The sequence below is a fragment of the Mycolicibacterium palauense genome (genome assembly GCF_002592005.1).
GTDB lineage: Bacteria > Actinomycetota > Actinomycetes > Mycobacteriales > Mycobacteriaceae > Mycobacterium > Mycobacterium palauense.
Genome location: NZ_NVQF01000023.1, coordinates 23,851 through 48,701, shown reverse-complemented (window position 1 = coordinate 48,701; position 24,851 = coordinate 23,851). Strand labels below are relative to the sequence as shown.

The following is a 24,851-nucleotide window of genomic DNA, read 5'->3' as shown; positions in this document are numbered from 1 at the left end:
GTCAGGGCGACGGGTTACCCTCGGTGGACTTGTGGGTGCGGCGGGTTTCGGGGCCTTGCACGGGGACCACTGGACGACCGGAGAGGGATGACACTGGTGCTGCGGCGACTCGTTGCGGTGGCCTCGACGGCGTTGGTCGTCGGCGGGCCGGCCCTGGCCGCCGCCGGATGCGGCAACACCGACTCCTGGGTGCAGGCCGCGCCCTCGCTCGGCTGGCCCGCCCAGTACGGCGACGCCAGCAACAGCAGCTACACGGCCAACAGCGGAGCCGAGTCCCTGCAGCTGGACTGGACCCGTTCGGTCAAGGGCGGGCTGGGGGCCGCCGTCTCGCTCGGCTCGGGCAGCTATCTGGCCGCCAACGCCCAGACCCCGGGCGGTTGTTCGCTGATGGTCTGGGAGAACGACAACGAGGGCCGGCAGCGGTGGTGCACCAGGCTGGTGCAGGGTGGCGGGTTCGCCGGCCCGCTGTTCGACGGCTTCGACAACGTCTACGTCGGCCAGCCCGGTGCGCTGCTGTCGTATCCCACCACCCAGTGGATCCGCTGGCGTGAGCAGGTGATCGGCATGCCGACCACCCCCCGGCTCGTCGGGGACGGCCAGCTGCTGGTCGTCACCCATCTGGGCCAGGTCCAGGTGTTCGACGCCCACCGCGGCACCGTGTCGGGCAACCCCGTCGACCTGGTCGCCGACCTGGACCCCACCGATTCCGAGCGGGGCCTGGATGACTGTCCGGCGGCGCGGGCGGGCTGCCCGGTCGCCGCCGCGCCGGCGTTCTCCCCCGGGTCCAACCGAATCGTGGTGGGCCTCTGGCAGCCGGGCGCACCGAGGGCCACCCTGGTGGGGCTGCGCTACAACCCGGGCCGGACGCCGCTGCTGAGCAAGGACTGGACCAGCGACGCCGTCACCGACGGGGTCCTGGCCAGCCCGGTGTTCTCGGCCGACGGCGCCACCGTCTACGTCGACGGTCGTGACGACAGGCTCTGGGCGCTCGACGCCGGCGATGGCAGCGTGAAGTGGTCGCTGCCTCTGGGCTTTCTGTCCCAGACCCCGCCGACGGTCTCCCCCGACGGGCTGATCATCGCCGGCGGCGGTCCCGACACCGCGTTGACCGCGATCCGCGACGAGGGCGATCACGCCGAGGTGGTGTGGCGCCGCGGTGACGTCGAACCGCTGACGACGGCCAGCCAGGCGGGCCCGGACCTGGCCTACACCGTCGTGGCGGGCGACGGGCCGGACACCATGGACCTGCTGGTCTTCGGGCCCACCGACGGCCGCACCGTCAACCGCTACCCGCTGCCCGAGGCCTCCGGATACCCGGTGGGCGTGTCGATCGGGCGCGACCGCCGGGTGGTCGCCGCCACCAGCGACGGCCAGGTCTACAGCTTCGCCCCGTCCGAACAGGGCTGACCGGGGGTTGACGGGGCGCCCCCGCGGTGCTGAGCTGAGAAATCGCTGAGCGCCTTACCGGAGCGTGACCGCTGCGTAACACGACGCTTTCAACGGCCTGCGAGCATGCCTCGCAGTCAACTCGTAACGAATGGGCGGCCGACACATGAGCGAATTCCTCGACACCATCAATGGCATCGTCTGGCACAACACACTGGTGTATCTGCTGCTGGCCGCCGGCGTGTACTTCTCGGTCCGGTCCCGTTTTCTGCAGGTCCGCCAGATACCCGAGATGGTGCGGTTGATGCTCAAGGGCGAGAAGTCGCCGTCGGGGGTGTCGTCGTTTCAGGCGCTGACCATCTCCCTGGCCGGCCGCGTGGGCACCGGCAACATCGCGGGTGTGGCGACGGCCATCGCCTTCGGCGGACCGGGCGCCCTGTTCTGGATGTGGATGGTGGCCTTCCTGGGCGCCTCCACCTCCTACGTCGAGTGCACGCTGGGCCAGATCTACAAGGAACGCGACAGACTGACCGGCGAGTACCGCGGCGGCCCGGCCTACTACCTGAGCAAGGCGCTCTCGCACACCCCGGCCGCGGTGCCCTTCAAGATCTACGGCTACATCTTCGCCGCCGTCACCGTGCTGGCGATGGGCCTGCTGCTGCCCAGCGTGCAGTCCAACTCGATGGCCTCGGCGATGAACTCGGCCTGGGGCTTCTCCAAGTGGTGGGTCGCCGTCGGCACCGTGATCGTGCTGGCCTTCGTCATCATCGGCGGCGTCAAGCGCATCGCCACCTTCGCCTCGATCGTCGTGCCGTTCATGGCGGTCGTCTACATCGCGCTGGCGCTGATCATCGTCGTGATCAACGCCGACCAGATCCCCGGAGTGATCAGCCTGATCTTCTCCAGCGCGTTCGGCGTCAATTCGGCGTTCGGGGCGATCGTGGGCACCGCGGTGATGTGGGGCGTCAAACGTGGGGTCTACTCCAACGAGGCGGGGCAGGGTTCCGGACCACACGCCGCCGCCGCCGCGGAGGTGTCCCATCCCGCCAAGCAGGGCTTCGTGCAGGCGTTCGCGGTCTACATCGACACCCTGTTCATCTGCTCGGCGACGGGCTTCCTGATCCTGTCCACCGGCGCCTACCGGGTGTTCGAGGGCGAGGACCCCACCGGCGCGGTGATCGCCGACGGCGGTCGGCTGCCCGCCGACGCCGAGGTCGGCCCGTCGTTCGCCCAGACCGGGTTCGACACCCTGTGGAACGGCGCGGGGTCGTCGTTCATCGCGATCTCGCTGGTCTTCTTCTGCCTGACCACGATCATCGCCTACTACTACATGGCCGAGACCAACCTGCGGTTCATCCTGGGCAAGTCGGCCACCGTCTCGGTGCCCTACCTGCGGGGCACGGTCGGCTCCAACACCACGATGGCGTTGCAGGCCCTGATCCTGGTGTCGGTGACGATCGGCTGCATCTCGACGGCGACGGACGCGTGGACCCTCGGCGACATCGGGGTCGGCCTGATGGCCTGGCTGAACGTCGTCGGGATCATCATCCTGCAGCAGCCGGCCTACAAGGCGCTGCGCGACTACGAGAAGCAGAAGAAGGACGGCCTGGACCCGACCTTCGACCCGCTGGCCCTGGGGATCAAGAACGCAAGCTTCTGGGAGACCTACGACCCCTACTGGGGCAAGGAGAAGCCGGCCACCCAGAGCCCGGGCGCCGGCGCCTGAGCGGGGCCGGTCAGGCCCGCAACGGGGGCAGCGCCGCGCGCGGCAGGCTCACCTGCCGCGCACCGGCCGCGTCCGGCAGCAGCACGCCCTGGCTGAAGTAGAAGATGACGTCGTCGTCGGTGATGACGAAGTTCTCGTAGAGCGTGGGGTCCTGCGGATCCGACAGCGGCGTCAGGGTGGAGTCCCCGGTCTGCCTGGCCAGTTCCCGCTGCACGAGCGGCCCGATGGTGGTCGCCGCGGCCGCGGCTCCGGCGGGGAACAACGTGTCGAAGGTGATCGGCCGGCCCGCCTCCAGGTCGTAGTTGAACGTCTTGTACCAGGTCAGCGGGTGCGCACCACCGACGTTCTGGTAGACCTCCAACACGAGCGAGGTGGTGCCGCGCTCGGGCTCACCGGCCGAGTAGCGGGTCGAGCGCACGTCCAGGGCGTACGGCAAGGCCCGCGAACCCGGCATCTCGGCCACGTTGACGAAGCCGTCACGGGTCTGGGCCAGATATTCGTTGAGGGCGGTCCCGTCGGGGAAGTCCACCGGGAAACTCATGTCCATCGTGTACCGCTGGTTGGACACGTGCACCGCGCAGATCCCGTCCTCGCCGAGGATGCCACCGAAATCCGCGCACGCCGGCTCGGCCGCGGCCGCCGCCGTTCCGGCGAGGGCCGAGCCGCCGGCGAGTACCGCGGCGGTGGACAGGGCAGCGAGAGCCGTTCTGACTGTGCGCATAACGCTGCCAGCGTACCGGGGCATCACCGGGAAGCCCGGCACACGAACGCCGTCGGGCGTGCTGCGGCGCCGGACCCGATTCGGGTGATCACCACCGTCAGCGGCCGCGCTCCCCGCAGCCGCAGCCTGCGGCGCAACACGTCGGGATCGACGCGCACCCCCCGCACCAGGATCTCCAGCGCCCCGCCGTCGTGGGCCACCAGCGCCTGCCGCAGGCGCTTCTCGCTGAACCCGACGACGTCGAGGACCTCGAACCCCCGCACCCCGGGCGGCAGCACGTCGCCGCTCAGGTAGGCGATCGCCGGGTCGAGCTGCCACAGCCCGTGCCGGGCGGCGTAGTGACGCACCAGCCCGGCGCGCACCACCGCGCCGTCGGGGTCGACGATCCACCGGCCCGCCGGGCCGACCGGGCAGTCGTCGGGATCGGCATCGGTGAGCTGCTCGCCGGTGTCCGGCCCGGAGTTCAGCACCGTCGCGCGCCGGCGCACGCCCCCCTCGGTCAGCCCACGCGACCACAGACAGGCTTCACGTACCGACCCGCCCAGGGAGGTCACCTCGATCTCGCCGTCGAAACCCATCCGGGCGACGGCGTCGAAGTCGATTCCGGGGGCGCATTTGACGACCAGATCGCGGCGCCGGTACACCTCGAGCACCCTGTCCAGGGCGGGGGTGTAGTCGCGGGGATCGAAGCGGCGCCCGCCGGCGCCGCGGCGGGCCGGGTCCACCACGACGACGGCGTCGCGGGTGACCGGGTGCAGTGCGTCGGCGCGGCACAGCCCGACGACGGCCGCGCCGGGCTCGCGGCGGCGGCCGGTGTTGTGTGCGGCCATCGCCAGGCGCACCGCGTCGATGTCGCTGCCGAGCACCAGCTGGGCCCGGCGGCTCAGCGCCACCAGTTCGGCACCGATCGAGCAGGTGGCGTCGTGCACCACGCGACCGGTCAGCCGGGCCGCGCGGTGGGCGGCCACCGGCGCCGCGGTCGCCTGCTGCAGGGCCTCGTCGGTGAACAGCCAGTCCCCCGCGTCGGGCAGCTTGGCCGCTGCCCGGCGGCGCAACAGCACCGTCTCCACCAGGAAGGGTGCCCGCGAGCCGTGCCGGGCGCGCACCGCGGCGACGTCGCCGACGCGGTCGGCGAGCTCCATGGCGGCCACCTCGCCGAGCGCCTCGGCACCCGGCGGCGAGGTCAGGTAGGCGACGTCGGCGAGGGTGAAGGTCAGCCCGGGGCTCAGGACGGCTTAACCCCGGTGACCATCACGTTGTAGAACCAGCCCTTGGGCACGACCCGCCGCCACACGTTGGCGTCCACCCAGCTCAGCGTGGTCCAGCTGCCGAAGGCGAACTTGGCCCAGTTCCACCCGAGTTTGCCCGCCGGCACGGCGGCCTCGAAGGTGCGCACGGGCCAGCCCAGCATCGCGGCGGTGAACTCCTCGCTGGCGGTGCGCACCTGCACCGCCCCGGCCGCGGTGGCCATCCGTTCCAGGTCGGCCGGGTCGAAGGTGTGCAGGTCGACGACGGCCTCCAGCGCCGCGGCCCGCGAGGACTCGTCGAGCTCGGTCTGGGGGCGGCGCCAGCCGCCCAGGCCCGGCAGCCTGGTGACGTTGGTGGCCACCCGCCAGGTCAGGGTGGACAGGTGACGGGCGTAGTTGTTGCCGACGGTGGTCGGTTCGCCGGCGAAGACGAACCGCCCGCCCGGCTTGAGAACCCGGACCACCTCCCGCAGCGACAGCTCGACGTCGGGGATGTGGTGCAGCACCGCATGGCCGACCACCAGGTCGAAGGTGTTGTCCTCGTAGGGAATGCCCTCGGCGTCGGCGACCCGGCCGTCGATGTCCAGGCCCAGCGACTGGCCGTTGCGGGTGGCGACCTTGACCATGCCCGGGGACAGGTCGGTGACCGAGCCCCGGCGGGCCACCCCGGCCTGGATCAGATTGAGCAGGAAGAACCCGGTGCCACAACCGAGTTCGAGGGCGCGGTCGTAGGGCAGCTCGCGCTGCACCTCCTCGGGGACGATGGCGTCGAACCGGCCGCGGGCGTAGTCCACGCAGCGCTGGTCATAGGAGATCGACCACTTGTCGTCGTAGCTTTCGGCTTCCCAATCGTGGTACAGCACCTGGGCGAGCTTGCTGTCGTGCATGGCCGCTTCGACCTCTTCGGCGGTCGCGTGCGGATTGGGCACCGGCGATTCGTGCGTGCTCGTCATGGCTGGCAGCCTAACGGCCGTGACTATCCCGCGTCTCCGGGCTCCTGACCGGCATCCTGACTGGACAGGAACACCTCGACGTAGCGGCGCCGCTCCTCGATGACGCGTTTGGGCCGCGTGGCCACCACACCGTCGATGACGGCCTTGGCCGCCGCGAGCGCCTCGGCCGGCCCGTCGACCAGACGTTGCGCCCACCTCAGCGCGGCGTCGTAGACGTGGTCGGGAGCCACCATCTCGTCGAGCAACCCCAGCGCGGCCGCCTCCTCGGCGTGCACGAACCGGCCCGAGAACACCAGGTCCTTGGCCCGGCTCACCCCGACGGCGCGGGCCAACCGGGCCATCCCGCCGCCCCCGGGGATGAGCCCGGCGAGGATCTCGGTGGCGCCGACCTTGACGTTGTCGCCACCGACGCGCCAGTCGGCCGACAGCGCCAACGTCAACCCGCTGCCCAGGGCGTAGCCGGTGACGGCGGCGACCGTCGGTTTGGGGATGGCGGCCACGGCCTCGATCGCGTCGTGGCGCACCCGCGCGGCCACACCGGCCTCCTTCGGGGACAGGGTGCGCAGTTCGGGGACGTCGTCGCCGGCGCAGAAGATCTCGTGTCCGCCGAACAGGATCACCGCGGCGACGTCGTCGCGTGCGCCGATCTCGGCGGCGGCCTCGGCGAGTTCGCGGTAGACCTGCCGGGTCAGCGCGTTGGTCGGTGGCCGCGACAGCAGCAGCGTCGCGACCCGTGGCTGTTCGTCACCGGTGTGGACGCTGACGAACTCGCGCGGCCGTGCGGTCACGGCGCCCGTCCGGCACGCGCCGCGTTGTAGCGCTCGCTGTCGAAGAACTCGATCTCCCAGTTTCCCTCTGCCACAGTCAGATTGGGCTGGACAGCGGTGATCTGTCGATCCACGGCCAGCACCTCGCCGACGGTCCGCCCGGCCAGCGAGTCCAGCTGGGTCCAGGTCGGCGGCAGCAGAAACGTGCGGTGGGCGGCGAAATCCTGCAGCGCCACATCGGGAGTGGACCAGTCCGCCCTGTCGGATTCGGTGTTCTCCCCGTCGGCGCGTTGCCCCTCGGGCAGTGCGGCGACGAAGAAATAGGTGTCGTAGCGGCGGGTGCGTTCCTCCTTGGGAGTGACCCAGTTCGCCCATGGACGCAGCAGGTCGGCACGCAGGACCAGGCCCTCGCGGCGCAGGAAGTCGCCGAAGGACAAGGTGTTGTCGGCCAGCGCGGCGCGCGCCTCGGCGTACACGCTCGCGTCACCGACGATTCCGGGGCCTCTCGAGGCGTCGGCGGGGCCGGCGAACAGCACCCCGGACTCCTCGAACGTCTCCCGCGCTGCCGCGCAGACCAGCGCCGGCGCCAGTTCCTCGTCGACGCCCAACCGCTGCGCCCACCATTCCGGCGGCGGTCCGTGCCAGGCCCCCATCCGGTGCAGGTCGACGCTGCGGTCCCGGTCGTCCACCCCGCCCCCGGGGAACACGATCACGCCGCCGACGAACTCCATCGCGCGGTGCCGGCGCATCAGGAACACCTCGATGCCGCCCGGGGTGTCGCGAACGAGCATCACCGTGGCCGCCGGGCGGGCCGGCAGCGGAGTGAAGTCGGCCGTCACGTCACTGCTCATGCTCGCCTCCTGTGGGCCGCCCGGCTGCGCACCCGGCGGGCGAAGTAGCGACCCTCGACGTTCTCCAGGGCGATGGACTGACCGAAGGCCGCGGACAGATTCTCCGCGGTCAGCACCTCGGTCAACAGGCCACCGGCGACCACCGCTCCCTCCGACAGCAGCATGGCGTGAGAGAAGCCCGGCGGAATCTCCTCGACGTGGTGGGTCACCAGCACCAGCGCCGGGGCGTCGGGGTCGGCGGCCAGGTCGGCCAGCCGTGCCACCAGTTCCTCACGCCCGCCGAGATCCAATCCGGCCGCGGGCTCGTCGAGCAGCAGCAGCTCGGGGTCGGTCATCAACGAGCGCGCGATCAGCACGCGCTTGCGTTCCCCCTCCGAGAGGGTGCCGTAGCTGCGCTCGGCGAGGTGTTCGGCGCCGACGCTCTCCAGCATGTCGACGGCCTGCTCGTAGTCGACGGCCTCGTAGTTCTCCCGCCACCGGCCGAGCACGGCGTATCCGGCCGAGACGACGAGGTCACGCACGATCTCGTCGTCGGGCACCCGTTGCGACAGTGCCGAGCTGCTCAGCCCCACCCGTGACCGCAGCTCGGACATGTCGGTCCGGCCCAGCCGTTCACCGAGCACATACGCGGTCCCCGAGGACGGGTGCTCCAGGGCCGCGGCGATCCGCAACAGGGAGGTCTTCCCGGCGCCGTTGGGCCCGATGATCACCCACCGCTCGTCGAGTTCGACTTGCCAGGTGACGGGCCCCACCAGGGTGCGGCCGCCGCGGCGCAGCGAGACCTTCCGGAAGTCGATCAGCAGGTCTGGATCGGTGGGGGCAGCGGCTGCGGGCACCCGACCATGGTAGTCAGGCGATTTCGACCCGACCGAGCGTGCCGGGTCGCTCGGTCCCCGCCCCGACGACCGCGTGCCAGCCGCTGCCCGCCAACAGCCGCCGCGGGGTGAGCCTGAGTACCAGCTGGACCAGCGGACCGATGCCGAAGGCGTAGACCACCGTCCCCACCCCGACGGTGCCGCCGAGCAGCCAACCGGTCAACAGCACGGTGGCCTCGATGGCGGTGCGCACCAGTCGCACCGACCGGCCGGACCGCGCCACCAGCCCGGTCATCAGCCCGTCGCGCGGGCCCGGCCCCAGGCCGGCGCCGATGTAGAGCACGGTGGCCACGGCGTTGAGCACCACCGCGGCCAGCATCACGCCGACCCGGGGCGCCAGCGCCTCGACGGGGGGCAGGACCGCCAGTGAACCGTCCACGGTCACCGCGATGACCACGACGTTGGCGACCGTCCCGATGCCGGGCCGGTTGCGCAGCGGAATCCACATCGCGAGGACCGCCACCCCCACCACCGCGGAGGCGAGACCGATCGTCATGCCGGTGTGCCGGGCCAGGCCCTGGTGGAACACGTCCCACGGGTCCAGCCCCAGCCCGGCGCGCACCATCAACGCCATCGAGAACCCGTAGAGCGTCAATCCGCTCAGCAGCGCGGTCCCCCGTCGCAGCGCGGTCATCGGTGCCCGCTCATCGGTGGTCCTGGAACCGGGCACGCACGGCCGCCAGGTCCGTGCGGGCCCGGCGGAGGTCGGCATCCAGCGCACCGCCCGGGAAGGAGTCCAGGGTGGGGTGGCGGCGTTCACGGGGCAGCGGCGCACGAAGCCGGGAAGCGCAACGGCGCGCCCACTGCGATATCCAGTTGATCGTCATGACTCGATACTGGACTGGCGGTTTACTTGCTATCAATAGCCACTTGGCGCAAACTGGCTTGAATGAAGAGCATGACACCGCCGCGCCGCCTGGATCTGGACCGCCTGGTCCGCGAGCTCGGCAACTGGCGCACCGGTGCCGCCACCGGCCCGGTCTACCGGGGTCTCGCCGACGCCCTGCGCATGCTCGTCGTCGACGGTCAGGTCCCGGTGGGCGCCAGCCTGCCGAGCGAACGTGCCCTCGCCGACGCCCTGCGGGTATCGCGGACCACGGTGACCGCCGCCTATACCCAGCTGCGCGAGGATGGCTACCTGCACGCCCGGCGCGGGGCCCGCAGCACCACCGCGCTGCCCGAGAAGGCGATCGCCGCCGCCGGCCCGGCCGACCACGCCGTCAACTTCGCCGCAGCGGCCATGGCCGCCCCCGCGTCGGCGGTCGTCGAGGCGTTCACGGTGGCCGCCGAGCAGATCGCCCCCTACCTGCACCAGACCGGCCATCAGCTCTACGGAGTCGAGCCGCTGCGCGTCGCGATCGCCGAAAGGTACTGTGCGCGTGGCCTTCCGACCGATCCGGAGCAGATCATGGTGACCACCGGGGCGCTCGGTGCGATCGGGCTGATCCTGTCGACCTACCTGGAGCCCGGCGATCGTGTGCTGGTCGAGCAGCCGACGTTTCCGGGGGCCCTGGCGGCCATCGCCGCGGCCGGCGGACGCGCGGTGCCCGTCGCGATCGGCCCGGAAGAGGGCTGGGACCTGGAGGCCCTCGGGTTCGCGGTGCGCCAACTGGCACCCAACCTGGCCTACCTGATCCCCGACCAGCACAATCCGACGGGGCTGACGATGCCGGCCGCGCAGCGCAGCCGGCTGGTCGACATCATCGCGGAGACCCGCACCCGGACCATCGTCGACGAGACCATGAGCGAGGTCTGGCTGGACCAACCGGTCCCGCCTCCGCTGGCCGCGGCGATGGCCGCCCGCCGCGACCTGTTGGTGACCGTCGGATCGATGTCCAAGTCGTTCTGGGGTGGTCTGCGGATCGGCTGGATCCGCGCCGAACGGTCCAGCCTGGCCACCATCGCCGCCCACCGGCCGTCGGTGGACCTGGGTACCGCGATCCTGGAGCAACTGGCCGCCGCCGAGTTGCTCGCCCGTGCCGAGGAGCTGCTGCCGGCGCGCCGCGAGCTGCTGCGGTCGCGCCGTGCGCTGGTGCTGTCGCTGGTGGATGAGCAGCTGCCGGACTGGCGGCCCTGCGCGGCCGGGCTGCCCACCGGCGGGCTGTCGCAGTGGTTCCGGCTGCCGGCCCCGATGAGCTCGGCGGTCTCGGCGGCCGCGTCGCGCCTGGGCCTGGACATCCCGCCGGGGCCGCGGTTCGGGGTGGACGGCTCGCTGGAGCGCTACATCCGGGTGCCGTTCAGCCTGTCCGAGGAGCAGCTCACCGCGGGCGTGGCGCTGCTGGCACAGGCGTGGTCGGCGGTGACCGGCACGGGGGCGGGCCTTCCGCAGCAGGGGGCCGCCATCGTCTGAGCCGGCGCCCCTTGCCGCGAGCGCTCGTGGCACGGGGTCGCGGCCGCCTCATCCCCTTACTCGGGCGGGATCTCCACCCGCCGCCACATCCCGTCGACGGCGTCGGCCGCCTCGATCTCCCCGCGGGTCACCCCGAGGATGAACAGCACGGTGTCCAGGTAGGGGTGGCTCAGCGAGGCGTCGGCGACCTCCCGCAGCGCGGGTTTGGCGTTGAACGCCACCCCCAGGCCGGCGGCTACCAGCATGTCGATGTCGTTGGCGCCGTCACCCACGGCCACCGTCTGGGCCATCGGGACCCCGGCGTCCTGGGCGAAGTCCCGCAGCGCCTTGGCTTTGCCGGGCCGGTCGATGATCTGGCCCACCACCCGGCCGGTGAGCTTGCCGTCGACGATCTCCAGTTCGTTGGCGGCGACGAAGTCCAGCTGCAGTTCGTGGGCCAGCGGGTCGATCACCTGACGGAATCCCCCGGACACCACGCCGCAGCGGAAACCCAGCCGACGCAGGGTGCGCAGGGTGGTGCGCGCGCCCGGGGTCAGTTCCAGCTGGTCGGCGACCTCGTCGAGGATCTCCGCGGGCAGACCCGCCAGGGTGGCCACCCGCTCGCGCAGTGATTCGGCGAAGTCAAGTTCGCCGCGCATCGCCGCCTCGGTGATCTGGGCGACCTTGGCCTCGGCGCCGGCCTTGGCGGCCAGCATCTCGATGACCTCACCCTGGATCAGGGTCGAGTCGACGTCGAAGACGATGAGCCGCTTGGCCCGCCGGGTGAGGCTGTAGTCCTCCAGGGCGACGTCGACGCCCTCGTCGACGGCCACTCGCGCCAGGGTGGCCTGCAGCTGCTTGCCGACACCCGGCGGCACCGACACCCGCAGTTCGAGACCGGTCACGGGGTAGTCCGAGACGCCGCGAATGGTGTCGATGTTGACGCCCAGCGCGGCGGCCTCCCGGGCCAGCGAGCCGAAGGCCTGCGCGGTGATCGGGCGCCCGAGGATGACGATGGTGTGCGTCGAGGGGGCGTGGATCACCGGGATGTCGTCGCTGTGGTCGAAGGCCACCTCGAGGCCCAGATCCTGGATGGCCTGCTCCACCTCGGTCCGAAAACCGCTGTCGAAGGCCACCTCCGGAACCGTCGACACGAGCACACCGAGGGTCAGGCGACCACGGATGACCACCTGTTCGACGTTGAGCAGTTCGACACGGTGCCGGGAGAGCACCCCGAAGAGCGCGGAGGTCACCCCAGGCTGATCCACGCCGGTGACTGTGATCAGCACCGACACATTCGACGAATTCACCGAGAGGTGACCCTATACGACACCGGAGACCACACCGGAGACCACACCGAAAACGACTTCGAAAACGACACCGTCAACTGCCGGGTCACCCTGTTCGCCGCCGTCGTCAGCTACGCACGTTCTCGTCGTCGAGCCGCGTGACATCGCCGTCGGACGGGCCATGGGCGCGGCCGATGTGCGCCTCGGCACGCATGCGCTCCACCATGTGCGGGTAGTGCAGCTCGAAGGCCGGACGCTCGGAGCGGATGCGGGGCAGCTCGGTGAAGTTGTGCCGCGGCGGCGGGCAGCTGGTGGCCCACTCCAGGGAGTTGCCGTAGCCCCACGGATCGTCGACGGTGACGACCTCGCCGTAGCGCCAGCTCTTGAACACGTTCCAGACGAACGGGATCGTCGAGATGCCCAGGATGAACGCGCCGATCGTGGAGATCACGTTCAGGGTGGTGAACCCGTCGGTGGGCAGGTAGTCGGCGTAGCGCCGCGGCATGCCCTCGTCACCGAGCCAGTGCTGCACCAGGAAGGTGGTGTGGAAACCGATGAAGGTCAGCCAGAAGTGCAGCTTGCCCAACTTCTCGTCGAGCAGACGTCCGGTCATCTTCGGGAACCAGAAGTAGACCCCGGCGTAGGTGGCGAACACGATGGTGCCGAACAGCACATAGTGGAAGTGCGCGACCACGAAGTAGCTGTCGCTGACGTGGAAGTCCAGCGGCGGGCTGGCCAGCAGCACACCCGACAGGCCGCCCAGCAGGAAGGTCACCAGGAAGCCGAAGGAGAACAACATCGGTGTTTCGAAGGTCAACTGCCCCTTCCACATCGTGCCGATCCAGTTGAAGAACTTAATGCCCGTCGGGACCGCGATCAGGAACGTCATGAAGGAGAAGAACGGCAGCAGGACCGCGCCGGTGGCGTACATGTGGTGCGCCCACACCGCCACCGACAGCGCCGCGATCGACAGCGTGGCGTAGATCAGCGTGGTGTAACCGAAGATCGGCTTACGGCTGAACACCGGGAAGATCTCCGAGACGATGCCGAAGAACGGCAACGCGATGATGTACACCTCGGGGTGCCCGAAGAACCAGAACAGGTGTTGCCAGAGGATCACCCCGCCGTTGGCCGGGTCGTAGACGTGCGCCCCGAGCAGTCGGTCGGCCGCCAGCCCGAACAGCGCCGCGGTCAGCAGCGGGAAGGCCAGCAGGATCAGGATCGAGGTCACCAGGATGTTCCAGGTGAAGATCGGCATCCGGAACATGGTCATGCCCGGGGCGCGCATGCACACCACGGTGGTGATCATGTTGACCGCGCCCAGGATGGTGCCCAGGCCGCCGACCGCCAGGCCGAGGATCCACAGGTCACCACCGGCACCCGGGGAGTGGATGGCGTCGGTCAGCGGGGAGTACGCCGTCCAGCCGAAGTCGGCCGCGCCGCCGGGGGTGATGAACCCGCTCATCGCGATCATCGCGCCGAACAGGAACAGCCAGAACGAGAAGGCGTTCAGCCGCGGGAAGGCCACGTCGGGCGCACCGATCTGCAGCGGCAGCACCAGGTTGGCGAAGCCGAACACGATCGGGGTGGCGTAGAACAGCAGCATCACCGTGCCGTGCATGGTGAACAGCTGGTTGAACTGCTCGTTGGACAGGAACTGCAGGCCCGGCACCGCCAGCTCGGTCCGCATCAGCAGGGCCATCAGGCCGCCGATCCCGAAGAAGATGAAGCAGACGACGCAGTACATGATGCCGATCATCTTGTGATCGGTCGTCGTCACCAGCTTGTAGATCAGGTTGCCCTTGGGGCCCATACGCTCCTTGAACGGACGGGTCGCCTCGAGTTCTCCGATCGGGGGCGCTTCGGCGGTCAAGAGCTCCTCCAAACACTCACTGTCCGGGCATCCACAGATGTGGATCCTGAATCTCCTCACGAATATTAGCCCCCTTGCCGGCGTCTGTCGGCACGGGTCCGACATTCTGTCGTAGATGTCGGGAATACCGGGGTGGGTGTCGCCCAGTGTTACCGTCGGGCGTGCCGTTCCGCCGAGGGCCCGCAGGGGCGTTCACGGTTCCCTCCGTGAGGGTTTTCACCGTCACCACCACCGCCATCGTCGCCGCGACAGCGCTGCTGTGCGCCGGCTGTACGCAGCCCCGGGGCGAGACCCCGGCCGCCCCGTCTCGCAGCGTGATCACCAGCACAACCCAGATCGCGGGCGCCGGCGTGTTGGGCAACCAGCGCAGGCCCGACGAATCGTGTGCGAGTGACCCCGCTCCCCTGGACCCGGGCCCGCCGACGCGTCGGGTCGACAGCGGCGCCGACCGCGGCGCCGTGGACGTGCCGGCAGACCCGCAGCGCATCGTCGCGCTCTCCGCCGGCCAGCTCGACGCGCTGTGCGCCCTGGGCCTGCAGTCCCGCGTCGTCGGGGCGGCGCTGCCCGACGGCTCCGAGGCCCAGCCGTCCTACCTGGGCACGGTGATCCACGACGTCCCCGGCGTGGGGCCGCGCAGCGCACCGGACACCGCCGCGATCACCGCGATGCGCCCGGACCTGATCCTGGGCTCGGCGGCGCTGACCCCGGGCTCCTACAGCCAGTTCCTGGCGATCGCGCCCACGGTCTTCACCAGCGACGGCGGCGCGGACTGGCGCAACACGCTGCGGGCGGTGGGCGCGGCGACCGGCCGGGCCGAGGCGGCCCGCTCGCTCGTCGACGACTTCAACGAGCAGGCCCGCCAGCGCGGCATCGCCAACGACGCCACCCACTACCAGGCCTCGATCGTGCAGCTGACCGAGACCACACTGCGGGTTTACGGCGCCGAGAACTTCCCCGCCAGCGTGGTGCGGGCCGTCGGCGTGGACCGGCCGGCCGCACAGCGGTTCACCGACCGGCCCTACCTGGAGATCGGCACCACCGACCTGTCCGGCTCCACCGACTTCTCCGCGGCCGACGGCGACATCGTCTACGTGTCCTTCGCCTCACCGGCGGCCAAGGACCGCGCCCCCGAGGTGATGCACAGCGACGCCTGGCGAAAGCTCTCGGCCAACCGCGACAGCCGGGTGTTCGTGGTCAACAACGAGGTGTGGCAGACGGGCCAGGGCCTGGTGGCGGCCCGGGGTGTCATCGACGACCTGCGCTGGATCAACGCGCCCATCAACTAGCCGTACCGACTAGGTTCTCAGGGGTGTTCCACGTACTGACGCTGACGTACCTGCAGCCCCTCGAGGTGGTCGATGAGACCCGGCCCCAGCATGTGGCCTGGATACAGCGTGAGATCGAGGCCGGACGGCTGATCCTCGCCGGCCGTCAGGAGTCCCAGCGCGGCGGTGTTCTGATCACCGGCGACATCTCGGTGGAGGCCGCCGAGGAACTGATGGCCAGCGACCCCTACCAACGGGCGGGCCTGGTGAGCTACGAGCGGGTCGGGTTCAACGGCGCGCTGCGCGCCCCCGGCCTGTAATCCACATTTCACCCCGCGCGGGACTAAACCGGTCGCCGCGCGGGTTGGCTGTGTCCGGGGCGCGACGGAGCACCCCGCCCCAATTACTTCGGTAAGCTATGCACTAGCGCTCAGCGCCGCGCGCAGCGGACCGACCGTCCGAAGCCACGAGCACACCCCACGAGGAGACCATGACCACCACCGTTTCCGCGTACGCCGCCGACTCGGCGACCACGCCGCTGACCAAGACGACCATCGAGCGGCGCGACGTCGGCCCGCACGACGTGGCGTTCGACATCAAGTTCGCCGGCATCTGCCACTCCGACATCCACACCGTGCGCGGCGAGTGGGGCCCGGCGAAGTACCCGCTGGTGCCCGGCCATGAGATCGCCGGCATCGTCACCGAGGTGGGCCCCGAGGTCACCAAGTTCAAGGTCGGCGACCGGGTCGGGGTCGGATGTTTCGTCGACTCCTGCCGCGAGTGCGCCCAGTGCAGGGCCGGCGAGGAGCAGTACTGCGACAACCCGGGGATGATCGGCACCTACAACGCCATCGGCCGCGACGGCAAGCCCACCCAGGGCGGCTACAGCACCGCGATCGTCGTCGACGAGAACTACGTGCTGCGGATCCCCGAGAGCATCGGCCTGGACCAGGCGGCCCCGCTGCTGTGCGCCGGGATCACCACCTACTCGCCGTTGCGGCACTGGAAGGCCGGCGAGGGCAGCCGGGTCGCGGTCATCGGGCTGGGCGGCCTGGGCCATCTGGCGGTCAAGCTGGCCGCGGCGATGGGCGCCGAGGTGACGGTGCTGAGCCAGTCGCTCAAGAAGATGGAGGACGGGCTGCGGCTGGGCGCCGAGGAGTACTACGCCACCGCCGATGCCGACACCTTCACCAAGCTGGCCGGCCGCTTCGACCTGATCATCAACACCGTCTCGGCCAACCTGAACCTGTCCGACTACCTCGGCCTGCTGAAGGTCAACGGCACACTGGTCGAACTGGGCATGCCCGAGAACCCGATGACCGTCCCGGCCGGGTCGCTGATCTTCGGTCGGCGCAGCATCTCGGGCTCGCTGATCGGCGGCATCGCCGAAACGCAGGAGATGCTGGACTTCTGCGCCGAGCACGACGTGACTCCCGAGATCGAGGTCATCGAGGCGTCCTATGTCAACGAGGCATACGAGCGGGTGCTCTCCAGCGACGTGCGGTACCGCTTCGTGATCGACGCATCGACCATCTAGCCCCACCGACCAGCAGCCCGGGCCCGGCGGCCGACCCCCCACGTCGGCCGCCCGGGCCGCGGCTCACTCGCCGGCCGACGGGCCCATACCCGCCAGCGGCCACCCGGCCGCCGCCAGTCGGGCGGCGACCCGACGGACGTTCTCCTCGCCGGCGTCGTGGTGAACGTGATCGGCGATGAAGTGCTCGATCTCGTCGTGGTCGACCCGGTGCCCGGCCGGCGCGTGCGACTCCTCCGCGGCGATCTCGCGGACGACGTCTTTGATCTCGTCCTCGGTCAACGGGGTGTTGCGCAGCAGCGCCAGCAACGGAACCCGGTCGGGCCCCGGCACGCCGTTCGGGTAGCCGGCCCGCAGCCACTCCAGCACGGAATGCAGCATCGTCTTGGCGGTCACGACGACAGTGTCCAGCCCGGTGCCCCGCGACGCCAGCACCGCGGTCACAGTTCCCGGCGCATTCACCGGGCGTTCACCGGCGTGACCGGGACGCCCGGGACCCGCCTCCCTGAGGCGGCGCTCGACGGCGACGGCCCCGTCGAGGTCGGGGTGGCTTGACACCGCAGGATCCCGGGAGATAACCCGGGAGATGCAGTCCTCGTGGGTGGGGAGCCGTCGATCCGGCGTGATGGCGCTCGACATCGTGGCCGACCCTCTCACGGCAGGCATCTCGTCCCGGACGAACGGTATCCACCAGGAGCGGACATGATCGGTTTGGGAGTCCTCGCGTTGGTGGCGGGGGTGGCGGCGTTGTTCCTGGCCCTGCGCCCGCGACTGGCGTTCTTCCTCGACGAGGGCTGGAAGTTCAAGAAGAGGCCCGAGCCGTCGGAGACCTACGCCCGGGTCAACGCGATCGGCTCGGGGATCGCCGGCGTGGCCCTCCTCTGCATCGGTGTCGGAATCCTGGCGCAGGCTCCCACCTGGCGGGCACAGGACCGGGCCGACGCGGACTACGAGCGGTGTACGACCGAGATCCTGCCCCGGATCACCAGCGCCATCCGTTGGTCGGGGACCCGCGTCGCCAACCCCGACGAGGTGCGTGCGTTGGCCAAGGAACTCGGCGTCGACGTGACCATCATCGGCACCGGGATCAACACCGGGATCAACACCGGGATCAACACCGGGATCAACACCGGGATGGACGCCGGGATGGACACGGTGGAGGTTCGCGACCCGCGCCGCCCGGGCCCGGACAAGGAGGTGTTCACCCTCTCCGGTGAGCACCCCCGGACCCTTGCGCACTGCACCCCCTACACCGTGTGACGGTCGACCCCGCCGCGCCGGACCCCTGCCGGCGACCGTGCCGATGAATTAGCCGGACCCGAGCCGTCCCGACGGGTCACGCTCACCGCCGACTTCGACGCCGGTGTGCTCCACATCTCACTGATTGCGCAATGTGATTGACACCATGTCATTCGATGTATACATTTTTGCGTAACCGTAGACAGGGAGTGTGAATGGCATACCAAAGTGCGGCCAGCCGCATCGCGGCTCAGCTGCGAAACGAGATATTGCACGGCGAGGTGGCACCCGGGTCACGCCTCTCGCAGCTCAGCATCGCGGAGCGCTTCGGCGTCAGCCGCATACCGGTCCGCGACGCGATTCAGCTGCTCGCCGGGGAGGGACTGTTGCACCCGACCTCCAAGGCGACCGCGATCGTCACCGGAATGTCGGTGCCCGAACTGCAGGAGCTCTACGAACTGCGCGAGGCGATCGAGCCGATGGCCACTCAGATCGCGGTGCCGAATGTCGGACGTGCCGACATCCTGTCCATGCGCAGGCAGATGGATCTGATGGAGTCCAGCAACGAGGCGCCGATCTGGCTGGTGGCCAACGCCGAATTCCATGCGTGCGTGTACAAGCGGGCCAGCCGTCCTCGCATGATCGAACTCGTCGAGCAGTTACGCCGGCTCACCGACCGCTACCTGTACATGCACCTGGAGGTCATCGGCCAGACCGAGCACCTGCATGCCGAGCACGTGGCGATCCTGCGAGCGGTGGAGGCCGGCGATGCCGCCCTGGCCGGGACGCTCACCCGCGAACACTTGGCGACCTCGCACGACTACATCCTGTCCTACCTGCTCGAGCACCCCACCGCGACCGGTGGCGATGACGTCATCAGCTACCACGACCAGGACCACCGAGAACTCGCCCCTGTGACACAGGAGCCGCGGGCCGCACAGACGAAGGGAACGAAATCGTGAAGGGTCTCGGACGCCGGCTGACGGCGGCACTGATCGCCACAACCACCGTGATCACGATGTCGGGGTGTGTCTCCCGGCCCGATTCGGGGGCGGGTGACGGCGAAGGCGGTGTCATCCGCTTCACGTTCGCTCCGGATCCGGTCTGGGACTACATCACCGACCAGGGAATTCTCGCCGAGATGGAAGCCGAGTCCGGGTACACGATCGACGCGTCGTCAACCTGGGACGAATTCGGCGTCTTCGCCGGCGGTCATGCCGACATCGTCTCCTCGGCCTCCTACGAGGTGCCCGTCATCGAGCAGGAGACCGGCCGCGACACCATCATCATCGGCAAGTACAACATGGATCGCAGCGTCATCATCGCCCGTGCGGACAATCCCGCCACCACACTCGCCGACCTCAAGGGCCAGGACATCTCCGCGTTCACCGCCGTCTCGGCGACCCTGGTCTGGGGCGCCTACGCCAAGAAGCTCCACGACGTCGACTTCCGTTCCGGCGGAGGTGATTACAACATCGTGGTTTCCGACCCTCAACAGCAGGCCGAACTCGTCGAGAAGGGTGAAGTCGCCGCCTGCGTGTGCCTGCCCGAGTTCGCCACTCCCGGGCTGCGCAGTGGCGAGCTGAAAGTTCTCTACGACGGAAAGGCGTCGTCGGACATGTACGCCGACCTCGTCGTCGAGGATCACGAGGGCCCGATGATCAACGTGTTCCTCGCCGGTGCCGAGTGGGCCGAGCAGAACCCCGACAAGGCCGAGTTCTTCCTGGATGTGTGGCAGCGCGGTCTGCAGGAGTGGGAGGCCAACAAGGCTTCGATCATCGAGACCTACCCCCAGCATTTCGCGGTCGAAGCGCCCGAGGACATCTCATTCGTCCAGGACTACGTCGGCGACCACGACTGGTTCGTCCGCGACATTCGCTTCGACCAGACCTGGGCCGACAACGAGTCGCAGGTGTTCCCGCTGCTCAAGGAAACCGGTTTCATGGACCAGGATCAGGCACTGCCGAAGTTCCGGCCGTCTGAACAGGGCGGCGCTTCGTGACGGTGAGCACGGACAATCCCACGGACGCGCCGGGCGCGGCTCCCGATGCGGGCGTTGCACCCGGCCGCCCGAGGGTCGAGGCGGCACGGCGACTGGGAGTCCGGTTCGCCGGGTACGCGATCCTGTTCGCCGTCTGGTCGCTGTGCTCACTGGTGTTGTTCACCGAGTACGTCCTGCCGGCACCGTGGACCGTGGGCGCGGAGATGTGGCGGCTCGCGGCCGACGGCACCGCCTTCGTCCAGTTCGGCTCGAGCATCGTCAAGATCGCGCTGGGCTTCGCGATCGGCACCGTGGTCGGCGTTCCGCTGGGACTGCTGATGGGCCGAATCCGCTACCAGAAGTACTTCTGGCAACAACCCCTGTTGGTCCTCGGTAATGTGCCCGGGTTGGCGTTCGCGGTGTTCGCGCTCATCCTGTTCGGCATCGGCGCGGTCGGCCCGATCGTGGTCGTGGCATTCGTCGCGCTGCCCTACGTCGCCCTCAATGTCGCCCAGGGCGTCGAAGAGGTGGACGCGCGGCTCGTCGACATGAGCGCGGTCTACGGCATCGGCCGCGCCGAGATCATCCGATCGGTGCTCCTGCCGTCGGTGATGCCATTCCTGTTCGCCGCGTTGCGGTACGGGTTCGCCATGGCATGGAAGGTCGAGGCACTGACGGAGGTGTTCGGCGGCCGCAGCGGCATCGGCTTCATGATTCGCCAGTCCTACCAGGAGTTCTCGGTTGCGGGTGTGCTGGCGTGGACCGGGTTCTTCGTCATCTTCATCTTGTTGATCGAGCGGGTTTTCCTGGCCGGGCTGGAGGGGCGGTTCTTCGCCTGGAGAGGCGGACGCTGAGATGAACGAAACCGCGCCGGACGCGGCCGCAGGCCGCCGCGTCACGCAAACGAGCTGGCTGACCGGCCGGTTCGGCGCCAGCATGGCGGCCGCCCTGGTCTTCCTCGCGGCCTGGCAACTGTTCGGCATGTTTGGTGAACGCATCCCCGGCCCGCTGCCTGTCGTGGACGCGGCGCTGAGCGAGATCGAGCGTGGCGAGTTCTTCTTCAACTTCGCCATCAGCATGCAGCGCTTCGCAATCGGGATGGTGCTGTCGATCGTTCTGGGCATCGCGATCGGGCTGGCGATCGGCTCATCGGGGATCCTCGACAATCTCTTCGGCGACGTCAACCTGGTCGGACTCGCGGTTCCCGCCGTGATCTGGGCCCTGTTGTGCACCATGTGGTTCGGCTTCTCCGACACCGCCCCGATAGTGACCGTGGTCCTGTCCGCGGTGCCGTTCGTCGTGGTGAACGTGGCCGCGGGCGCGCGGTCCGTGCCACCGGAACTGCTGGATATGTCCGAGTCCTACGACGTGCCCTGGATTCGTCGGTTGCGGGACACCATCCTGCCCGCGGTCACCGGCTACGTGGTGACGGGTATCCGCTTCGGGGTCATGTCGGGCTGGAACGGTCTGCTGCTCTCCGAATGGTTCGGATCCGCCGACGGCGTGGGCCACCGCGCCCGCTACTGGTATGACGCCAACCAGTTGCCCGGATTCGTGGCGTGGATCGCCTTCTTCATCGTGTTCATGGTCATCACCGACCGTGTTCTTCTGGAACGACTTTCACGGCGCGCATTCCGTTGGCGCGACAGTGATTCCGCGAGCAACGCTGCGTCCGCCCCAACCGCCGCATAGGCCCCCGTACGAAGTGAAGGAGATAAGCATGGCCAATGTCGCTGTCACCGACCTGACCAAGGTGTTCAACACACCGACGGGACCTCAGACCGTGATAAACCGGATCAGCTTCGAGATCGCCGACCGCTCGTTCGTATCCCTCGTCGGCCCGTCGGGCTGTGGAAAGACCACTCTGCTCAACATCATCGCGGGGATCGAGGTTGCGACCTCGGGCGCGGTGACCGTCGGGAGCTCCGACGCGCCGGCGAAGCTGGCCTACGTGTTCCAGGAACCGAGGCTGCTGCCGTGGCGGTCGATCTTCGACAACCTGATGTATGTCCAGAAGGTACGTGACGACGCGGCGAAGGAGCGCGTACACCGAGCCCTCGACCGCGTGGGCCTGGGCCACGCCGAGAAGAAGTGGCCGGGCCAGCTGTCCGGCGGGCAGCAGCAGCGAGTCGGGATCGCCCGGGCCCTGTCGATCGAGCCCGATGTGCTGCTGATGGACGAACCGTTCAGCCACCTCGACGCCATCACGGCCCGCGGTCTGCGCGAACACCTTCAGGAATTGTGGGCACAAACCCGCAAGACCGTCGTGTTCGTCACCCACGACGTCAGTGAGGCGGCCGAGTTGTCCGACCGGATCCTGATGCTCGCCCCGGGCGGCAGCATCCACGAGGACATTCCCGTCGAGCTCCCCCGCCCGCGCCGGGCCTCCAACACCGATGTCGCCGTCCTGGAATCGTCGATCCTGCGCCGGTTCGAGGAGCTCGAGGCCGGTTCGGGACTGCCATCCGTACCCGCCAGCGCCTGAGCCACCGCCAGCGTCCAAACCCTCTGTGAGAGAGCATTTCATGACTGAACCTACGGTGCGCCCCGCTGCGTCCGGACCTTCCAGAAACGGCGAGCACGTTCACGGGCTTCTGATCGACGGCGACCTACGCCCGGGCGGTGGGGAGATCCTGGAGCTGGTCAACCCCGCGACCGCAAGAGTCTTCGCCCGTTGCCACAGCGCCAGCATCGAGGACACCCACGAGGCCGTGGTCTCGGCGCGCGCGGCGTTCGACTCCGGATCGTGGTCCCAGATGCCGATTCACCAGCGGTCTCGCGTACTCAACCGGTTCGGGGATCTGCTCGAGCGCGACATGCACAAGCTCTATCGCCTCGAGACCGACAACAACGGTCGGCCGATCACCGAGACCAAGGCGCAGATCAGCCGGCTCCCGGAGTGGTACCGGTACAACGCCGCGCTGCTGCTGGCCGGCCGTGATGCGGTGGTCCCGATGTCGGGCCCCTACCACTCGTACACCTCACGGTTCCCGCTGGGAGTGGTCGCCACCCTCTCCTCGTTCAACCACCCGCTGATGATCGCCTCCAAGAGCGTCGCACCCGCGTTGGCCACCGGGAACAGCGTGGTGCTCAAACCTTCCGAGCAGACCCCCCTCACCGCACTGCTCATCGGTGAGCTGGCGCTGGAGGCGGGCATTCCCCCGGGCGTCTTCAATGTCATTCCCGGGCTGGGACCGGTAACCGGTGCCGGTCTGGCCGAACATCCGCTGGTCAACAAGGTCGTCTTCACGGGAGGGACCGAGGTGGGCCGCCGCATCTCGGTGGCCGCCGCATCACGATTCGCCAAATCGACGGTGGAACTGGGCGGCAAGACACCGGTTCTGGTCTTCGACGACATCCCCGTCGAGGTCTCCGCCCGCGGAGCGGCCTTCGGCGGGTTCGTCGGCGCGGGCCAGACGTGTATCGCGGGGACCCGTGTGCTCGTACAGGACACGGTCTATGACGACTTCGTGGCCGCACTCGTCTCGCAGACCGAACGTATCCGGATCGGTGATCCCAGCCAGCCCGACACGCAACTGGGGCCGGTGATCTCGGAGCGGGCCCGGCAACGCATCCTCGGTTATGTCGAGACGGGTGTGTCCGAGGGGGCGACACTGGAAACCGGCGGTGTCGTTCCGGCGGTGCCGGGGCTGGACGGGTACTTCGTCGCCCCGACCGTGCTGTCGAATGTCACCAACCAGATGCGGGTCGCTCGGGAAGAGATATTCGGCCCGGTGCTGGTCGTCATTCCGTTCACCGACGAGGCGGACGCGCTACGGATCGCCAACGACTCACCCTACGGACTCGGCTCGGCGATCTGGACCCGAGACGTGGCGCGCGCGCACCGTGTCGCGTCGAAGCTGGAGCAGGGCATCGTCTGGGTCAACGACCACCATCGGCTCGACCCCTGCTCACCGTGGGGCGGGGTCCGCGACAGCGGCCACGGCCGCGAAGGCGGCTGGGAATCGTTCAACGACTTCACCCACGTCCGTTCCGTCAGCGTGCGTACGGCACCCGACGACGTCGACTGGTACGGGGGCATCGCCCTGGAAAGGCTCAACTGACATGTCGATGGATCTCGTGAGTCACGACGCGCTGCCGACCGTGGACGGTCTGTCCTTCCGGCAGCACGGTGCCGTGCTCGAGGTCGTGCTGCACGGCCCGGACGGCAACCTGATGACGATGCCGATGTGTGATGCACTGTCGAAGGTACTGACCTCACCGCCGGACCCCGTTCACGTCGTGGTCATCTCGGCCGAGGGCGACGAATTCTGCATGGGCCGGGAACGCACCGCAGCCACCCCCGACGAGCTTCCCGACGAAGTGCGCCGCCTGGTCGCGGTCAACGACGCCCTGGCGTCGACGCGGCTGGTGACGATCGCGCGGGTCCACGGTGACGCGGCGGGGTTCGGTGTCGGCCTGGCCGCGCTCTGCGACGTCGCCATCGCGACCCGGCAGGCCCGCCTGAGCTTTCCGGAGGTCCGAATCAACCTGGCTCCGGCGCTGGTGCTGGCGTGGCTGCCGCGCATGGTGGGGCGACGCGCGGCCTTCTGGCTCACGGCGAGCGGGGACGGTGTCTCCGGTGACGAGGCCGTCCGGATCGGTCTGCTCAACGAGGTCACCGACAACGTCGACGCCCTCGACGCGGCGGTAAAGCGGGCCGTCGCAGCGTTGTCGGCCGGGCAGCCCCGGGTACATGCCGAGATCAAGGCCATGCTCGGCTCCGTGGAGTCACTTTCCCAGCGCCAGTCCTACGAGCTGGCCAGCGACCGGCTGGTCCTGGGCTCGCTGCGCCGGCTGCACAAGTAGCGTTGC

Annotated in this window: 25 protein-coding genes; 14 read left to right on the top strand and 11 right to left on the bottom strand. The window is 69.3% G+C overall.

The features are described from left to right. Positions 1–87 precede the first annotated feature (87 nt). Both CSR00_RS11705 and CSR00_RS11700 read left to right on the top strand, forming a co-directional pair. Positions 88–1,407, top strand: a complete 1,320-nt coding sequence (locus tag CSR00_RS11705) for a BamB-related PQQ repeat family beta-propellar protein (protein ID WP_407662425.1) — start codon at positions 88–90, stop codon at positions 1,405–1,407. A gap of 145 nt (positions 1,408–1,552) precedes the next feature. Beyond that, on the top strand, positions 1,553–3,112 hold the full coding sequence (locus CSR00_RS11700) for an alanine/glycine:cation symporter family protein (protein WP_099022572.1): 1,560 nt from the start codon (positions 1,553–1,555) through the stop codon (positions 3,110–3,112). Positions 3,113–3,122: 10 nt separating this feature from the next. Here CSR00_RS11700 and CSR00_RS11695 read toward each other — a convergent pair whose 3' ends face one another. Genes CSR00_RS11695 through CSR00_RS30100 form a run of 8 tightly spaced genes read right to left on the bottom strand, consistent with a single transcriptional unit; the run spans position 3,123 to position 9,353 of the window. After that, positions 3,123–3,833, bottom strand: coding sequence for an esterase (locus CSR00_RS11695; RefSeq protein WP_099022571.1), 711 nt, complete (start codon positions 3,831–3,833; stop codon positions 3,123–3,125). 23 nt (positions 3,834–3,856) lie between these two features. Further along, positions 3,857–5,050, bottom strand: a complete 1,194-nt coding sequence (locus CSR00_RS11690) for a THUMP-like domain-containing protein (protein WP_099022570.1) — start codon at positions 5,048–5,050, stop codon at positions 3,857–3,859. A gap of 8 nt (positions 5,051–5,058) precedes the next feature. Further along, a complete protein-coding gene (locus tag CSR00_RS11685; protein ID WP_099022569.1) occupies positions 5,059–6,033 on the bottom strand; it encodes a class I SAM-dependent methyltransferase in 975 nt (324 codons plus the stop codon). Positions 6,034–6,056: 23 nt separating this feature from the next. Beyond that, the gene (locus tag CSR00_RS11680; RefSeq protein ID WP_099022568.1) at positions 6,057–6,821 is read right to left on the bottom strand and encodes an enoyl-CoA hydratase; all 765 of its coding nucleotides are present in this window, start codon (positions 6,819–6,821) and stop codon (positions 6,057–6,059) included. After that, positions 6,818–7,651 (bottom strand): NUDIX hydrolase, encoded by an 834-nt coding sequence (locus CSR00_RS11675; RefSeq protein ID WP_099022567.1) that lies wholly within the window; start codon positions 7,649–7,651, stop codon positions 6,818–6,820. Before CSR00_RS11675 ends, CSR00_RS11680 begins: the two co-directional genes overlap by 4 nt. Further along, positions 7,648–8,487, bottom strand: a complete 840-nt coding sequence (locus CSR00_RS11670) for an ABC transporter ATP-binding protein (protein ID WP_099022566.1) — start codon at positions 8,485–8,487, stop codon at positions 7,648–7,650. The genes CSR00_RS11675 and CSR00_RS11670 overlap by 4 nt, the downstream gene beginning before the upstream one ends. A 13-nt stretch (positions 8,488–8,500) precedes the next feature. Then, positions 8,501–9,160, bottom strand: coding sequence for a membrane protein YczE (gene yczE / locus CSR00_RS11665; protein ID WP_176562025.1), 660 nt, complete (start codon positions 9,158–9,160; stop codon positions 8,501–8,503). Between the two features lie 10 nt (positions 9,161–9,170). After that, a complete protein-coding gene (locus CSR00_RS30100) occupies positions 9,171–9,353 on the bottom strand; it encodes a hypothetical protein (RefSeq protein ID WP_141564341.1) in 183 nt (60 codons plus the stop codon). Positions 9,354–9,415: 62 nt separating this feature from the next. Here CSR00_RS30100 and yczR point away from each other — a divergent pair, with 62 nt between their 5' ends. Beyond that, positions 9,416–10,876: a MocR-like transcription factor YczR gene (gene yczR / locus CSR00_RS11660; protein WP_176562024.1), complete on the top strand. Its 1,461-nt coding sequence runs from the start codon at positions 9,416–9,418 to the stop codon at positions 10,874–10,876. Between the two features lie 56 nt (positions 10,877–10,932). Here the strand turns inward: yczR and serB are convergent, their stop codons facing one another. Both serB and ctaD read right to left on the bottom strand, forming a co-directional pair. After that, the gene (gene serB / locus CSR00_RS11655; protein ID WP_245905958.1) at positions 10,933–12,150 is read right to left on the bottom strand and encodes a phosphoserine phosphatase SerB; all 1,218 of its coding nucleotides are present in this window, start codon (positions 12,148–12,150) and stop codon (positions 10,933–10,935) included. Between the two features lie 121 nt (positions 12,151–12,271). Further along, a complete protein-coding gene (gene ctaD / locus CSR00_RS11650) occupies positions 12,272–14,017 on the bottom strand; it encodes an aa3-type cytochrome oxidase subunit I (protein WP_099022563.1) in 1,746 nt (581 codons plus the stop codon). A gap of 206 nt (positions 14,018–14,223) precedes the next feature. Here ctaD and CSR00_RS11645 point away from each other — a divergent pair, with 206 nt between their 5' ends. The 3 genes from CSR00_RS11645 (at position 14,224) to CSR00_RS11635 (ending at position 16,819) form a co-directional block, all read left to right on the top strand. Beyond that, positions 14,224–15,303 carry an iron-siderophore ABC transporter substrate-binding protein gene (locus tag CSR00_RS11645; protein WP_099022562.1) on the top strand — a complete coding sequence of 360 codons (1,080 nt, stop codon included), beginning with the start codon at positions 14,224–14,226 and terminating at the stop codon, positions 15,301–15,303. A 23-nt stretch (positions 15,304–15,326) separates the two neighbouring features. After that, positions 15,327–15,602, top strand: a complete 276-nt coding sequence (locus CSR00_RS11640; RefSeq protein ID WP_099022561.1) for a YciI family protein — start codon at positions 15,327–15,329, stop codon at positions 15,600–15,602. 170 nt (positions 15,603–15,772) lie between these two features. Further along, positions 15,773–16,819 (top strand): NAD(P)-dependent alcohol dehydrogenase, encoded by a 1,047-nt coding sequence (locus tag CSR00_RS11635; RefSeq protein WP_099022560.1) that lies wholly within the window; start codon positions 15,773–15,775, stop codon positions 16,817–16,819. A 63-nt stretch (positions 16,820–16,882) separates the two neighbouring features. Here CSR00_RS11635 and CSR00_RS31635 read toward each other — a convergent pair whose 3' ends face one another. Further along, a complete protein-coding gene (locus CSR00_RS31635) occupies positions 16,883–17,482 on the bottom strand; it encodes a DUF3349 domain-containing protein (protein ID WP_328514703.1) in 600 nt (199 codons plus the stop codon). Between the two features lie 36 nt (positions 17,483–17,518). Here CSR00_RS31635 and CSR00_RS11625 point away from each other — a divergent pair, with 36 nt between their 5' ends. The 8 genes from CSR00_RS11625 to CSR00_RS11590 all read left to right on the top strand — a co-directional run bounded on the left by CSR00_RS11625 (position 17,519) and on the right by CSR00_RS11590 (position 24,845). After that, entirely contained in the window at positions 17,519–18,076 is a 558-nt protein-coding gene (locus tag CSR00_RS11625) for a DUF6199 family natural product biosynthesis protein (protein ID WP_099022559.1), read from the top strand. Positions 18,077–18,270: 194 nt separating this feature from the next. Then, on the top strand, positions 18,271–19,017 hold the full coding sequence (locus tag CSR00_RS11620) for a GntR family transcriptional regulator (RefSeq protein WP_099022558.1): 747 nt from the start codon (positions 18,271–18,273) through the stop codon (positions 19,015–19,017). Beyond that, positions 19,014–20,057, top strand: a complete 1,044-nt coding sequence (locus CSR00_RS11615; protein ID WP_099022557.1) for an ABC transporter substrate-binding protein — start codon at positions 19,014–19,016, stop codon at positions 20,055–20,057. The genes CSR00_RS11620 and CSR00_RS11615 overlap by 4 nt, the downstream gene beginning before the upstream one ends. Then, complete coding sequence (locus CSR00_RS11610; protein WP_099022556.1) at positions 20,054–20,890, top strand: ABC transporter permease; 837 nt, start codon at positions 20,054–20,056, stop codon at positions 20,888–20,890. The genes CSR00_RS11615 and CSR00_RS11610 overlap by 4 nt, the downstream gene beginning before the upstream one ends. 1 nt (position 20,891) lies before the next feature. After that, the gene (locus CSR00_RS11605; RefSeq protein WP_099022555.1) at positions 20,892–21,728 is read left to right on the top strand and encodes an ABC transporter permease; all 837 of its coding nucleotides are present in this window, start codon (positions 20,892–20,894) and stop codon (positions 21,726–21,728) included. 28 nt (positions 21,729–21,756) lie between these two features. After that, positions 21,757–22,521, top strand: a complete 765-nt coding sequence (locus CSR00_RS11600) for an ABC transporter ATP-binding protein (protein WP_099022554.1) — start codon at positions 21,757–21,759, stop codon at positions 22,519–22,521. 40 nt (positions 22,522–22,561) lie between these two features. Next, complete coding sequence (locus tag CSR00_RS11595) at positions 22,562–24,100, top strand: aldehyde dehydrogenase (RefSeq protein WP_099022553.1); 1,539 nt, start codon at positions 22,562–22,564, stop codon at positions 24,098–24,100. Position 24,101: 1 nt separating this feature from the next. Further along, positions 24,102–24,845, top strand: coding sequence for an enoyl-CoA hydratase/isomerase family protein (locus CSR00_RS11590; RefSeq protein ID WP_245905956.1), 744 nt, complete (start codon positions 24,102–24,104; stop codon positions 24,843–24,845). Positions 24,846–24,851 lie beyond the last annotated feature (6 nt).